This is a genomic window from Evansella halocellulosilytica (genome assembly GCF_002335745.1).
In the GTDB taxonomy this organism is placed as follows: domain Bacteria; phylum Bacillota; class Bacilli; order Bacillales; family Salisediminibacteriaceae; genus Bacillus_CA; species Bacillus_CA halocellulosilytica.
Window position 1 is genome coordinate 4,532,007 of record NZ_NIST01000001.1, and the last position, 14,316, is coordinate 4,546,322.

General features: G+C 39.3%; 12 protein-coding genes, 1 pseudogene and 1 other annotated feature. Of the genes and pseudogenes, 3 read left to right on the forward strand and 10 right to left on the reverse strand.

Features of this window, described 5'->3' with window-relative positions:
- Positions 1-408: 408 nt before the first annotated feature.
- The 3 genes from thrS to CD001_RS21540 form a co-directional block, all read right to left on the reverse strand.
- Positions 409-2,355: a threonine--tRNA ligase gene (thrS, locus tag CD001_RS21530; RefSeq protein ID WP_096189678.1), complete on the reverse strand. Its 1,947-nt coding sequence runs from the start codon at positions 2,353-2,355 to the stop codon at positions 409-411.
- A 280-nt stretch (positions 2,356-2,635) separates the two neighbouring features.
- Positions 2,636-2,872: a binding site (T-box leader), on the reverse strand.
- 142 nt (positions 2,873-3,014) lie between these two features.
- Complete coding sequence (locus CD001_RS21535; RefSeq protein ID WP_096189679.1) at positions 3,015-3,443, reverse strand: DUF4267 domain-containing protein; 429 nt, start codon at positions 3,441-3,443, stop codon at positions 3,015-3,017.
- 14 nt (positions 3,444-3,457) lie between these two features.
- On the reverse strand, positions 3,458-4,039 hold the full coding sequence (locus CD001_RS21540) for a TetR/AcrR family transcriptional regulator (RefSeq protein WP_179298856.1): 582 nt from the start codon (positions 4,037-4,039) through the stop codon (positions 3,458-3,460).
- A 635-nt stretch (positions 4,040-4,674) separates the two neighbouring features.
- On the opposite strand from CD001_RS21540, the gene CD001_RS21545 reads away from it, so the two are divergent.
- From CD001_RS21545 to CD001_RS21555, 3 genes and pseudogenes are all read left to right on the forward strand, one after another.
- The gene (locus CD001_RS21545) at positions 4,675-5,883 is read left to right on the forward strand and encodes an IS110 family RNA-guided transposase (RefSeq protein WP_096186284.1); all 1,209 of its coding nucleotides are present in this window, start codon (positions 4,675-4,677) and stop codon (positions 5,881-5,883) included.
- Between the two features lie 568 nt (positions 5,884-6,451).
- Positions 6,452-6,766, forward strand: a pseudogene (locus CD001_RS21550) (transposase); the annotation flags it as partial.
- An 11-nt stretch (positions 6,767-6,777) separates the two neighbouring features.
- A complete protein-coding gene (locus tag CD001_RS21555; protein ID WP_096189681.1) occupies positions 6,778-7,083 on the forward strand; it encodes a transposase in 306 nt (101 codons plus the stop codon).
- 113 nt (positions 7,084-7,196) lie between these two features.
- Here CD001_RS21555 and CD001_RS21560 read toward each other — a convergent pair whose 3' ends face one another.
- From CD001_RS21560 to speD, 7 genes are all read right to left on the reverse strand, one after another.
- Positions 7,197-8,048: a putative sporulation protein YtxC gene (locus CD001_RS21560; protein ID WP_179298857.1), complete on the reverse strand. Its 852-nt coding sequence runs from the start codon at positions 8,046-8,048 to the stop codon at positions 7,197-7,199.
- A 287-nt stretch (positions 8,049-8,335) separates the two neighbouring features.
- Positions 8,336-9,442, reverse strand: coding sequence for a cyclic dehypoxanthinyl futalosine synthase (mqnC, locus tag CD001_RS21570; RefSeq protein ID WP_096189684.1), 1,107 nt, complete (start codon positions 9,440-9,442; stop codon positions 8,336-8,338).
- 331 nt (positions 9,443-9,773) lie between these two features.
- Entirely contained in the window at positions 9,774-10,709 is a 936-nt protein-coding gene (dnaI, locus tag CD001_RS21575; protein ID WP_096189685.1) for a primosomal protein DnaI, read from the reverse strand.
- A 3-nt stretch (positions 10,710-10,712) separates the two neighbouring features.
- Positions 10,713-12,122 carry a replication initiation and membrane attachment family protein gene (locus tag CD001_RS21580; RefSeq protein ID WP_096189686.1) on the reverse strand — a complete coding sequence of 470 codons (1,410 nt, stop codon included), beginning with the start codon at positions 12,120-12,122 and terminating at the stop codon, positions 10,713-10,715.
- 112 nt (positions 12,123-12,234) lie between these two features.
- On the reverse strand, positions 12,235-12,708 hold the full coding sequence (nrdR, locus tag CD001_RS21585) for a transcriptional regulator NrdR (RefSeq protein ID WP_096189687.1): 474 nt from the start codon (positions 12,706-12,708) through the stop codon (positions 12,235-12,237).
- Between the two features lie 65 nt (positions 12,709-12,773).
- Positions 12,774-13,187: a DUF1499 domain-containing protein gene (locus CD001_RS21590; protein ID WP_096189688.1), complete on the reverse strand. Its 414-nt coding sequence runs from the start codon at positions 13,185-13,187 to the stop codon at positions 12,774-12,776.
- 399 nt (positions 13,188-13,586) lie between these two features.
- Positions 13,587-13,979, reverse strand: coding sequence for an adenosylmethionine decarboxylase (speD, locus tag CD001_RS21595; RefSeq protein WP_096189689.1), 393 nt, complete (start codon positions 13,977-13,979; stop codon positions 13,587-13,589).
- Positions 13,980-14,316: the final 337 nt, after the last annotated feature.

The following is a 14,316-nucleotide window of genomic DNA, read 5'->3' on the forward strand; positions in this document are numbered from 1 at the left end:
TCATTCAAAGTACTATGGCCTCTGCTGACTCCTGACTGTTCAGCTATTTATCACTAAATAGGTTACCAAGTGAGCTTGGCGTTACAGCCAGGCCTCCCCAGGTAAGAGTGCAATCTTTCCCTCCACCTATCTGCTTCATTTACTCTGTACCACCTTCGGCAGAACGGACTTTGTTTTGTTTAGCAAACTCATCCAGTGATACCTAGCCTCATATGAAGTTCGTGTTCCTCAGACCGGAGGTCTGCCGCTCGCTTCCTTCAGATTCCACGTCACCATGGACACCCTTGCGTTTGGCTAACCACTACTTCTGCCTTCGTGGTTCGGGACTTTCACCCTATAGATTACACCCATGCTGGGCGCACGAAAGATGCAGCGCGAAGCTGTACTTCGGCTGCATCTGACTTGCAATTATTTTGTTTTTTTGTCGTTTTCTTCAATAATACTCCGTTTAAAGTCTTCCAATGAGACTACTTCTGTTTCTTTTTGTCCATAACGTCGAACATTGACACTATTTGCCTCAATTTCTTTATCTCCTAAGACGAGAATGTATGGGATTTTCTTCATTTGTGCCTCACGAATTTTATATCCGAGTTTTTCATCTCTTGTGTCGACATGTACACGTACTCCTGCCTGTCTCAGTTCATCTTCTACTTTTCGAACGTAGTCCATATGCACATCACTGACAGCAATCGCTTGAACTTGAACCGGAGCCAGCCATGTTGGAAACGCGCCTTTATACTCTTCAATAAGAAAAGCGACGAAGCGTTCCATCGTTGATACGACCCCACGGTGGATAACAACTGGACGATGCTCTTTCCCATCTTCCCCAACGTAAGTTAAGTCGAAACGATTTGGCAAATGGAAGTCTAGCTGTACAGTTGATAACGTTTCATCTTTTCCAAGTGCAGTCTTGACTTGAACGTCCAGCTTAGGACCATAAAACGCGGCTTCACCTTCTGCTTCAACGTACTCCACCTTCATGTCATCCATCGCTTCTTTTAGAAGTGCTTGTGCTTTTTCCCACATTTCATCGTTGTCAACATATTTCTCTTTATCTTCAGGATCGCGGTATGATAAACGGAAATAATAGTCTTCAATTCCGAAATCTTTATACACTGCCTCAATTAACTCGACGACACGAATAAATTCATCTTTCATTTGATCTGGTCGGCAGAAAATATGGGCATCATTTAACGTCATTGCACGAACCCTTTGAAGCCCGGCTAATGCACCAGACATTTCATGGCGGTGCATCATACCGAGTTCAGCAATTCGAACAGGCAAATTACGATAGCTGTGCAGCTGATTTTTGTAAATCATCATATGATGCGGACAATTCATTGGACGTAACACTAAATCTTCGTTGTCCATTTCCATTGTTGGGAACATGTCCTCATTATAGTGGTCCCAATGGCCTGACGTCTTGTAAAGCTCCACGCTTCCTAAAACCGGAGTATACACATGGTCGTATCCTAGTCGTTCTTCAATGTCAACGATATAGCGTTCAATTGTGCGGCGGATTGTCGCTCCTTTTGGCAGCCATAATGGAAGCCCTTGCCCGACTTTTTGATTGACAGTAAAGATGTCTAATTCTTTCCCTAACTTGCGATGATCACGTTCTTTTGCCTCTTCTAATAAACGCAAGTGCTCTTCAAGCTGAGATTGTTTCGGGAAAGCTGTTCCATAAATACGTTGCAGCATTTTATTTTTGCTGTCTCCACGCCAATATGCTCCATTAATTTGCATGAGCTGAAACTTCTTAATTTTACTCGTTGACGGGATATGAACACCACGACAAAGGTCAAAGAATTCCCCTTGCTCATAAATGCTGATTGTATCTCCTTCCGGAATATCTTCAAGCAGCTCGAGTTTTAACTCATCACCTATTTCTTCATAACGTCTCACAGCTTCTTCTCGAGAAACTTCTATTCGTTTGATTTCATGGTTTTCATCGACAATTCGTTTCATTTCTTTCTCGATTTTCGGAAGGTCTTCAGGCGTTAACGCATGCTCCATATCAATATCGTAATAAAAGCCACCATCTATGACAGGACCCACCCCGAGCTTTACATTATCATAAAGACGTTTGATTGCCTGTGCCATTAAGTGAGCAGTACTATGACGAAGAATTTCGAGCCCTTCTTCAGAATCGTATGTGACAATTTCAATCTTTCCACTTTCTTCGATTGGTGTACGAAGATCTACTAATTCTCCATCTACTTTTCCAGCAAGTGAGTTTTTTCTTAGCCCAGGAGAGATGGAAGCAGCAATCTCTTCTGTTGTGGTCCCCTTTTCAAACTCCTTTTTTGCCCCATCAGGGAACGTCATGACAATTTGCTCAGCTACTTCTGACATCGTAAATCCACTCCTTTTTTAAATGTAGTTGGGACGTTGCTCTGTTTTATACTTTTCCAGTCGGTCGATCAAACCATTTATCTCTAGAAATTAAGAAAAGCGCAAGGCGCCCGCCTATCGGCAAAAAGCGCTGGAGTCCCGACAGGAAGAAGTCCGAACTTAGACTTCAAGTGGCGGGGCGAAGCGACCTCGAGCCGATGGCGCCTGAAGTCTAGACATCAATCGAGAGATTGATATTTTATAAATTCTTATCTTTAAACAAAAACACCCGTCCCTAAAAATAAGGGACGAGTGTGTCACACGTGGTTCCACCCTAATTTCCAACAACATGAATCAAAATTATGTTGGCTTCATTTGCTCCGTAACGGGGAGACCGTCAGTACATAATAAAGAATCTCTTGTTCCGTACTGATGCTCTGAGGTGGTAAGCCGTATCACGTACTAGGAAACTCACAGCAATTGTTTCCCTCTCTGGAAAGCCGGTTGATCTGACTCATGTCCTCGTCATCACGTTCATTTTTAAAATAAGATCTTTCAAATACATTTGAATAGTTATGTCTATGGATAGTATTATAATAACCTGTTTTCAGAAAATCAAGTAGGCACCTAAATAAATCCATAAACAATGTTTCAGCAGACCTTCCTTTTTCTAAAAATACCTAAGCTCGCTTCCGTTCATACCATAATAGAAAGGCCGCCATCAATACGAGAAAGGCGGTAATGAAATGTTGCCAACTGTCTTGTGTCTCTCCACCGTACTGTGTCAGAACTAGAATGCCATCTCCGATAGGGATAACAGCTGAGACACAGGCAAGGAGCATTAACGTCTTTTTCATTTTCAACCATACAAAAAGCCCGATGGTTAAGCCTAGAACGAGATCACGCAACGCTTTGGCCATGACCATTCCACTGTCTTGCGAAGCGACAATGCCCAGACCAAATGCCCTCGAAGCTGCCTCCGGTTGAACTAAACCATTGACACCAAGTGCGATTAAACCGATAGAAAAAAGTAGACTTAACCAATATGTAAACGATCGACCCCCCCACCCCTGTACTCCAATTTCATCGGACTGTACTTTAGCTAGCATGATAATCCCTCCAGTTATTTATGAACAATGGCCATGACTGATTGAACAGCCAACCTCTCTACTTGTTCTCGTTCTGTATACATGCGACCTGATAAATACAAACTAGCTAAACCGTGTAAAGTCCCCCAACATGCATGTACAGCTTCCTCTATTTCTGTATCACGATAATCCGGAAGATACTCCTTCAAGATTGCACTGCAGATTTTGCCGATATGCATGCCTTCTTGCCACGTTTCAGCAACGCCGAAAGGAACACCATCCATTCCGTACATAATGCGATAATATACGTCGTGCTCCCATGCAAACCGACAATACGTAACCGCCAGAGAAGTTGCTTTTTCTACGGGAGGTATGTTTGCCTCTCTCACTTGCTCAAGTTGTTCGGTTAATAATGAGAACCCTCTCCGCAAGAGCTCGAGAACAATCTCATTTTTGTTCTTGAAAAGTTCATACACTTTAGTCGTGCTATACTCTATACGATCAGCGATTCCACGAACACTAACGGCTGACCACCCGTCTGAAGCAGCGATATTGAGCGCTGCGTTTAAAACCTCCTCCCGCAATCGAATTTGTTCACGTTCAAACCTTGTATTCAACTGAATCACCTACTTATGAGAATTGATAACCACCGTTTCGGTTAGATAACACCGTCGCTGAAAAATCATCACCGGAAAGTATAAACGACCCACGAAATAAAACAGTGTTATAATTTATAACACTGTTTTATTATATAACGATATAGTAAAAATAACAAGATAGTTTGTTATTTTCCATGCTCCAGCACGATCCTATTTTTCATTTTACGTTTTTTGGGTACTTGTGAAGCAATATAGCTGCAAATTTGTCTGTTCAAACGAAAAAATTGGAGCATTTTTGCGAACGTTATTGCGTTTGTGAAGAGACCCATAACTATGTCGGATTCCATCTTTTAAAAAATTGTAAGAATACTAGCGAAGTTATACTTTACAGGAAGAGTTAAGTACAAAAACATACTAACATTAGTAGTACAGACCCAGGCCAGGGTTTGTGCTACTATTTTTTTATAGTAGAAGTGAAGTAAGGCCGACCAGCCTCTAGGACCATTTAAGAGTCCGTATTTTAAACCGGCCAACTTCACACCCTTATTTGAATCAGTTTAGTATGTTGGGTCCATAGAGATCGAGTAAAAGAAAGTGGAATCGATAAGGCAATGTGAGGGCTTCTATGATTGGCAAGAGAAGGAGAAATGGATATGAAACATGTACTGGCGTTCGATGTTAGTATGGGGAAAAGTACAATGGTTATCTATAACCACTATAAGAAATGTGAATTTGAAGGCGAAATTTATCATAATAAATCGTCCTTTAAAGCCTTAAATGATAAGATTTGTGAAATGACTAAACTGGATGGTCAAGCACCTGAAATTGTATTTGAAGCATCAGGAGTTTACTCAAGACCATTAGAATACTTCTTTCAAACAGAAGGCTACACCTATCATAGAGTTAGTCCGTTAGAAGCGAATCTACAAACGGCTTCGATGCGCCGTCATAAGACGGATAAAAGTGATGCTCATGAGCTCGCTAAATCCCACTTTCGAATAGAACGTTCAACGACGTACCAGGAAGACAACTATTTTAAACAAATGCGTGCACTAACACGTTATTATGATGAATTAGCTAGTGAAGTAACAAACCTATATAGCCGTATGCATGCTATTTTACAGCTAAGTTTCCCTGAATTAGAGCATCTCCTTTCCAAACGTTCTGCACTCTTTTTAAATATCGTTCAGCTTTACCCACACCCAGAGGAAGTATTGGCATGTTCAAAAACCGTGATACGAAACCGAATAAAAGCAAATACAAAAAAGAATATATCCCTTACACGTGCCGAAGCAAAGGCTCTAGAGCTACTTAACGCAGCAATAGACTCTTATCCAGCAATTTCGAAAGAAGATATTAGATGTGAACAAATACGTGATTATGCCAAACGTATTACAGATTTAAAAGAGAAAAAAGAACAACTTATAAAACAGATGGTTGACCTTTCCAAAGAACGTATCGAGTATCAGGTTTTACTTTCATTTCCAGGGATTGGTGAAGCTACAGCTGTAAGATTAATTGGAGAATTTGGGGATCTACGACGCTTTCAAAGCCACAAACAATTGAATGCATATGTTGGGATTGATATCATGCGTTATCAATCTGGCCATACATTTTATAAAGATAAAATAAATAAACGAGGAAATAACAAGCTACGAAAAATCTTGTACTTTATGATTCAGACAATGATTAAACTTCGTAAGAAGACTAACAATCATATTGTAGAGTACTACGACAAATTAAAAACGCAACCTCAAGGAAAACCCCACAAAGTTGCGTCAATTGCGTGTGTGAATAAGTTTTTGAAAGTGGCATTTCATCTAATTACACACAACATCACCTATAATTACGAAGCAGCATAAAACTGTTCGTAAATAGTTATTTATACTATACCATACATGGCCTTTCGAAAAAATGTAACTCGTCAGGTCTATTTGGTATGCGTAAATTAATTTTGAGTGGGAGGGGTACCCCTCCCACTCAAAATTAATTCCATCTAACATAAACAAAAAAGAAAAAATCACTTGACTGTAGGTAAGAAGAGGCTGGGACAAAACCCAGCTAAATAGAAGGGCCCTCACCATCGGTGAGATCCTTTTCTTGTATGCAGCATTATGGTTGATTGTTCAAAAGTACACTCGCTTGCACTCCAGAGCACAAGTGCGACATCTACTCGTGCTGCACTTCGTTTGCATTCGTAGTGTCTTCTTTGCCGCGGGCAAGGCTTCAGCTAGCCGGGGTAAAACGTCCCGTCGGATCTTCTGCTCCTGCGGTTACTCGTCGCACAAGAGAAAGCTCTTGCTTTTCCCGCAGGCGTCTCGTGATTTTTGAACAATCAACGAATATGTACACAAAAAGGATACCTTCTGATAAAGTTAAATCACCACAACATAACAGAATCGGAGGTATCCTTATGTTAAAGATTATAACATGAATCAAGTCGTTCTGCCGATGGACCTATCCTATAAACTTCAGGAAAATGACGTTGCTTTTGCCGTCAACGATCTCGTGGAAGCCATACCTGATGAAGCATTCAGTGCCTTCCTGCGTTCAACCGGCTGTCCAGCCTACCACCCAAGAATGATGATGAAGCTGATCCTTTGCGCTTACACACAATCTACTTTCTCAGGAAGAAAAATCGATGGGCTTTTAAAAGACAGCGTTCGCATGATGTGGCTGGCTCAGGGTTATGAACCAAGTTACCGTACGATCAATCGCTTTCGGGTCCATCCTGAAAAATCGGAAGGTTCATTACAATGAAAAGTGGGAGAGCCAAAAAAGCCTTTACTCGGGAAGTGCTTTCGGAAGCGGAAACAGGCGAAATCTACGGAAAGCGTAAGATTGATGTAGAGCCTGTCTTCGGATTTCTGAAGACTAATTTGCATTTCACCCGAATGTCGGTGAGGGGCAAAGAACAGGTTAAAAACGAAATAGGATTTGCCCTGATGGCGGTGAACTTGAGAAAGTACACCGCCCGACAGTCTCATCAACCTATTTTAGGTCAACAAAACGGTGCCAACTATCGAAAAGCGATAATTGACACCGTTTTTTACTTAATTTGAGACAATTTTGTCCCAGTCTCCTTTTTCGTAAATCTGTGTAAATGCTTCGTGATTTCGTAAAAGATTACGGTTATGTCCCTCCAAGTAAACTCATTCATAATCCTCTCATATTTTCAATATATAGATGCTCTTTTATCCGAACGAATTTCCACTCTTTCTTCAAAAATTGTTAATAACGTTTGAATAATGCCATCGTGCTCATAGTTTGGATAAATAATGAGTTTCTTAGGTGCAATACTGACGACTGGACTGATGATCCATTGTGAAAAAGGTAACGGTGCCTCAAAAGAAAGGTCGTTAGAACACCATTTTCTTAATTGATTTTCACTAATTTTTTTCCCAAGATGATCATACATATCAATCGTTTTATCAAGTAATAAATGGATCGTATGAATACGAGGCGGATGATCACGTAAATAATCTCTGCATGCTGCAATCATTAGCTGGTATTCATGTTCAAGTTTATATTCATCTATTGCTTTTTCAACTACTTCAACAAGTTCCTCCTTCTTTTTGCGCAAACGAAACCGAAGAAACGAGTCAAAGGAAAACAGCATTGACTGATGAATAAACTGGTAAAACAGCTCGAAAATGTCATGCTGCCACTTTCTAAATGAAAGATTTAAAGGTACATGTTCATTTTCCTTCAAAAATAGTTGTTTTGCATAATCAACAATCGCTTCTACTTCATAAGGGTCTTCATAATAAAAGCCTTCCTTCACCCAGTCTGCTAGCCAAAGGGGGAGGTGTTCTTTAATCGTTACATTCGTTAACACTGAAGCTACTTGACTAAAATTCGCCCCTCCTTGCTTTAAGGTAGACAGCTTTATCGTTAATAAAGAATGATCCCCCTTATCTTCTATGAATGCAAACTCCTTGTCACCAACAGTTGTATGTAGTGAAAGGCATAGTTGATCGTAGAAGGCTTCACATAACTGAATATCTTTAAATTGAATCGTTAACAACAGCAGCCCCTCCCAATCGTGCAAATCGAGTTGAGAGTCATCATGTATGTCTTAATCTATGTTATTCAACTCTTTGCAAACATCTAATACATGTATATGGTGGTGCTGTCCAATTATGAATCGAATCAAAGAAAAGTCTCCCCTGCTTGTTCACAAAATTGTCACGGACCTGGTCAGTGACAATTTTGCTCTTATTGAAAATGAAAACGAGACTACTCAGTTGAATGAGAAGCCTCGTTTTTCCTGTTCTAATAGAGAAAAATCCTCTATTGTTTTAAGCATTCATTTTAGTTTTGCATGATAAAGTCTTTTTCTACTGAAGAATCGCCTTCAAATACACGCAATGTATTATACTTCGTATCACGCTGCGCAGGAATTTTTCCTGCTTCACGGATTAGGCGTAGAATTAAGTTTGTATTTACTTTATGAGTTGCACCTGCAACAGAAACAACGTTCTCTTCCATCATTGTACTTCCGAAGTCGTTACAGCCGTAAGAAAGAGATTTTTTACCTGTTTCAGCCCCCATCGTTACCCATGACGACTGGAAGTTTGCAATGTTATCTAAGAAAATACGCGAAATTGCAACGTTTTTCAAATACTCTCTCGGTGTCACTTTTTCCGCTTTCATATTCGTGTTATCAGGCTGGAAAGTCCACGAAATAAATGCTAAAAAGCATTCTGTTTCATCCTGAGCGTCACGAATACGTTTTAAATGTAGAGCACGCTCTTCAGACGTCTCGCCAAATCCGATAACCATTGTTGCGGTTCCGTGCATCCCTACTTTTTTCACCGTCTTCATGCAGTCGATCCATTCTTCCCATGTTCCTTTTAACCGGCTGATGCGTTTACGAGTTCGGTTATCAAGAATCTCTGCTCCTCCACCAGGCACTGAATCAAGACCTGCTTCGTGAAGCTGTGTTAACACTTCTTCTAAAGAAAGTCCTGAAACTTCAACCATTTTATAAATCTCAGCTGGTGAAAATGAGTGCATCGTTATATTAAATCGCTTTTTAATTTCTTTTAATAAGTTCGTATAATAGCTGAACGGTAAGTCAGGATTCGTTCCTCCCTGCATAAGAATCTCCGTCCCGTCAACATCAACCGTTTCTTGAATCTTTTCAAAAATATGGTTGTCATCTAACACATAACCTTCCTCATGCCCAGGCGGACGGTAAAATGCACAAAAGCGACAATATGTATCGCAGAAATTTGTATAGTTAACATTTCTTCCAATTACGAAAGTTGTGATTGGATCTGGATGCCATTTTTGCATAATTTCATTTGCTACCTCACCCATCTTTTCAACTTCATCACTTTCGTATAATTTCACAGCGTCTTCAACAGAGATACGTTCTCCATTACGTGCACGATCAAGAATATGATCAATACTCATTCGTTTCTCCCCCATCCTGATTAAAACTTTGTGAACCTTTTATCTTGTAGTGGCGGACAAATACATATCATTGATGGATACTGGAGTATCCGCTTGCAAACGATGAAAATTGCCTTGTCTATCTGCCTTTTGCGTTGTTCTTTTACTATCGTAACATAGAACAACGATATTTTGCTGAAAAAATGTCTTCCGAATTTGCGATAACCCCAATCTCTTACTCTCCGTTTCGTCGTAGTTACTCTCCATTTCGTAGTTACACATTGCAAAAAATAAAACACGTCCAAAAAAGAAAGAAAAAAATCCTGTTCCAATAAATGAAACAGGATCTTATTTAGCCGCGTTTATTATCACCTTTCATCTCAATGACTTCGTTAAGGTGGCGGATACGCTCTAGTATTCGTTTTGCCTTTAATTTATCCATCTTTTCTACTCCGCCTCTTTGCGTATACGTCAAATGCTCTTCGAGGCCTTCAAGATCAAAATTAGATGTGTAGAGAGTAGGCAGTTTTTCCATCATTCGATACTGTAGCATTGCACCTAAAATATCGTCACGAATCCAATTTGACATCGTCTCAGCGCCAATATCATCAAGGATAAGAACCTTCGCATTTTTCACAACATCTAACTTTTTTTGATAGGAACCATCATTGATTCCATTTTTCAATTCACGAAAAAAATCAGGAGCATAAACAATCATCGTTTCAATCGAACGTTCTGCCAATTCGTTTGCAATGGCTCCTATTAGAAAAGTTTTTCCTACACCAAAAGGGCCATGAATATACAACCCTTTCCCCTCTTCTCCTGGCTGTACGTTGACACTAAACTCCATTGCCTTTGCAAATGCCATCGTACGGGAAGTGTTATCCTCATGAAAATCATCAAAGCTAACTTGCGTAATTTCTTTAGGAATGTATAAACTTTTAATAAACGATGAATGTCGTTTTCTTTCATCATCTTTTCTCTTTAATGGACAAGCATTATACGTTATTTGCAGATCGGAATGATAGATGTTCAATTCAGGCTGATGCCCTTGAATTAAATTGGGACATTGATCTAAACCCGGACATTCATCACAATTGTCCCATTGCGATTTATACTGAAACAATTCATTCATTCCCCGTTCAACTTGTTCATTCGTCATTGTACTATTTACCTGCAAAAATGATTGAACACGTTTATTCTGTAAAATTTCCGCTTTCATCTTCGAAAACCTTTTTTCAAAACTGGTGTCCGCCATTTTTTTTAGAGAATGACCAATCGAATCCATCTATTAACCCTCCTCTCGCTGCTTCTTCTTTTTTAATTTTTCTTTATACTCTGCCGCTTTCTTTTTTGCCTCTAGCAATTTATCAGGTGATTCTTTTTCTTTATTCCAATTTTCATCTGTCATCCACTTTGGGAGTGGCTCCGTTCTGACAGCATTTGAATAAGATTTTTTTGACTGTGGCTTAGCAGAAGATTGATTCTGTTTAAAATCCGCTCTTTTCTGGTGTTCCTGTTTTGCTAAATCCATTGCTTGCTCGACAGTTTGGATTTTCTTGCGACTCCAGTGACCGGCAATTGTAAAAGCTAGTGCCTTCGAGATTTTTTTGTCATTTACTAACGTAATGTATTCGAGCAAAACATTGACAACACCTGGCTCCAATTTGTATTCAAACATGAGACGTTCAACCATGTCTAGTTCACCTTCATACACCTTTGCACCGCCACTCAATTCTTCAAGATATTCCATTGGTGATATCGTCTCAAAATATTGAATTTGTTTTTCTTTCGCTGATTTTGGTGTCGTCATTTTTTTTCGCAAATGTTCAGGCTGTGTTCTCATCCCAAGCTTCGGCGGCTGATCTTTTTCATTCATACGATATCGTCTTTTCGCTTGTTTTCTCAATTCTTCTTGATCCAATTCATCAGCATGCAGCATCGCATCTTGAACAACCTTTGACATTTCATGAGGATTAAATTTATAGAGGAAGGCCATCTGCCTAATAAAAAAAACATTTTCCTCTTTTTGAAGTTCAGACTTTGATACAAATGGCGGCATGTTTGCAACGAATTCCGTGTAATTAAATTGATGATCACCAATTTCATATTTACTTTCTTTTCCACGACCTTCCAATGTATCTTTATGAACTAACGCCTCGGTCATTTCCGGATGTGCGCTATTCATTTCTGACGGGTGAACAGATGTAAATACTTGATCGAATGATCTCGTCATCACTTCTAGGTCATCACTGTCAATTGTATCTATTTTAAAATAATTTCTTACTTGGATATATTGTTCTTTACTACCCATTCGATTATATAAAAAGACACTTAACATGTCATCATGAAAAAATGAATTTGGAGAAAGCGGGGATTGAAGTTCATAATAATAAATGATTTCATCTTCAATTTTTTTCCGATAAACGTTCAGCAATCCTATTGCTTCAAGCTTTTTGCGCTCTTCAAATATAATATCAAGTGATTTACCAGAAAAAATCATCAACGTTTTATGAGTCCGTTCAATCATTTTACCTTGATTGCGATTAATTTCACTCGCTAGTGTCATATAAAGACTGTAAGCAGTCGAACCAATTAATGGTTGATACAATAAAGTAAGGACATCGCGGTCTGTTTCATGTAGCTGCTCTTTCATACAACCAATATAACGATCTGAAGGGAGAATTTCTTTCCAATGCACCTTTTGTCACCTATACTTTCTCATAAAAAATCTTAGTTTCTTTCGTACTCACTTTGACAGATGGATAAAATACGGAAAAATGGAGCCTTTTCGCTCCATTTAATTAGTCATTTTATTCATTGTTTTTACCGTTTTCACGATCCAAAAGCTCTTTTAGTTCATCGACGAAGACGTTAATATCTTTAAACTGCCTGTAAACGGAAGCAAACCGAACGTAAGCCACGTCATCAAGTTTCGCTAGGTGCTCCATCACCATTTCGCCTACTAAATGACTATCTACTTCAGATACTCCCTGGTTTCGAATGTCTTTTTCCACTTCTTCAACAATTGTTTCAAGCTTTTCTAACGGAACTGGCCGCTTTTCACATGCTCTTATGAGTCCGCGCAGCATTTTTTCACGACTGAATTCTTCTCGGTTCCCATCTTTTTTTACGACAATTAAAGGCGTTTTTTCAACTCTTTCAAAGGTCGTATAACGGTAACCGCACTCCTCACACTCTCGACGTCTTCGAATAGACTTGCCTTCGTCACTCGGGCGTGAGTCAAGTACCCTTGTCCCATTATGCTGACAGCTTGGACATTTCATGAATGATCATCTCCACTTTGTGCGTTTTTAAAAGAGGATGTTATTCTTGTCTGTTTTATCACGAACTAAAAGGAGTCAGTTAATTTTTCTCCAAGGCCTGTACCTACGAAGGTCAACCGGCTATTTAAATCTTTGTATAAACTTTGAGCGATTTTACGGCTGTAGCCAAAGTCCGTAAATAAAAAAGTATCTGTAGAAACAGAAAAGTCTACCGCTGTTCGAAAAGGTTTCACCATAATAACCGTACCAACGATCAATGCTTTCTTTCCCTTTTCAATTCGGACAATTACCTCTCCATGTTCTTGAGAAACAGAAGAGACGGTAAATCCATTTCGCTGGTTAAACATTGTTTCAACTTCTTTTAAAACTTTGTCTTTTGTTGATTTATAATAGTGTGTTCGTAAATGTTCATCGTAGTGCTTTTCTGATGTTTCAGTATTTGTACTAAAAACACGTTTAAAAGTTTGTTTTATCCCCACTTCACATCCCACCTTACCACTATTAAGAATAGCAAGAAATTGCGGGATATTCAATCTTAAATGTCCAAATTCATATGATTATTTTTTCTGTTATGTTACACTGATATATTTAATATCATCACGATCATTGAATGTCCTCTCGTTTAGCGGGGTTTTGAAGCGTTCGCCCTGTGACCACTTTTTCTCGGTCGAACTTCAATAAGACTTTGACGGACACTGAATCTGTTATTCCTATCAAAAAGCTTATATGTATAGTTGCATGGACATACGTTCCTCTATTATGCAATTATGGTCGGCTTTTTCCTACTTTTTTATCAAATAACGAACCCTATATCCGTGAGATGTATTGTGGTTCACTAATGCCATTAGAAAAAGGAGGTGGAAAACACCTCCTTGTTGTTAACGTTGGTAAGTTTTGAACGCTTTACTTTCTCCGACTTTAATTGGACCAAGTCCTCTAGGAACTTCTACCACTTCTGTCGTTTTTGCGTCCAATGCTTGAGCAATATAATTAGAAGCTACGTTCGGGTCAATACGGTCGCCGCAAGTATACACATCAATACTTGCATACCCGTGTTCAGGGAAACTGTGAATCGTCAAGTGTGATTCACTAATGATGACAACTCCACTCACACCATGAGGAGCAAACTTATGAAAAGCCACCTCTCGAACTTCTGCACCTGCTTCTAATGCTGCGTTTACAAATAATTTCTCAATGTATTCCATGTTATTTAATTTTTCGATATTGCAATCCCATAGTTCTGCAATCACGTGACGTCCCATGGTTTCCATAAGAAATCCCCCTTTAATTAACAAAATTTCATGCCTTCTTTAAGCATGGAGGACATACATTACTGGGGGAAAGTTAGTCCAAAGAGGTCCTAACCCTTTACAAGGATGTCCAAAAGTTCCGGATAAATAACAGTTGAATCATTATGTCTTTCTAGGTCGTGTAACGTTTTGTCACCTCAATACCTTCTCATCCATAATGTTCAATGTCAGGACAAGCTCCTGTAGTTATTTTCACAAGAAAACCTCGGATTTACATTGTTGCGTCGTTTTACCGAAGAACTTCTTGTAGTCCACCTTTTTTGAACAAACTCTTTACGTAATGGATCTCCCGATTGCT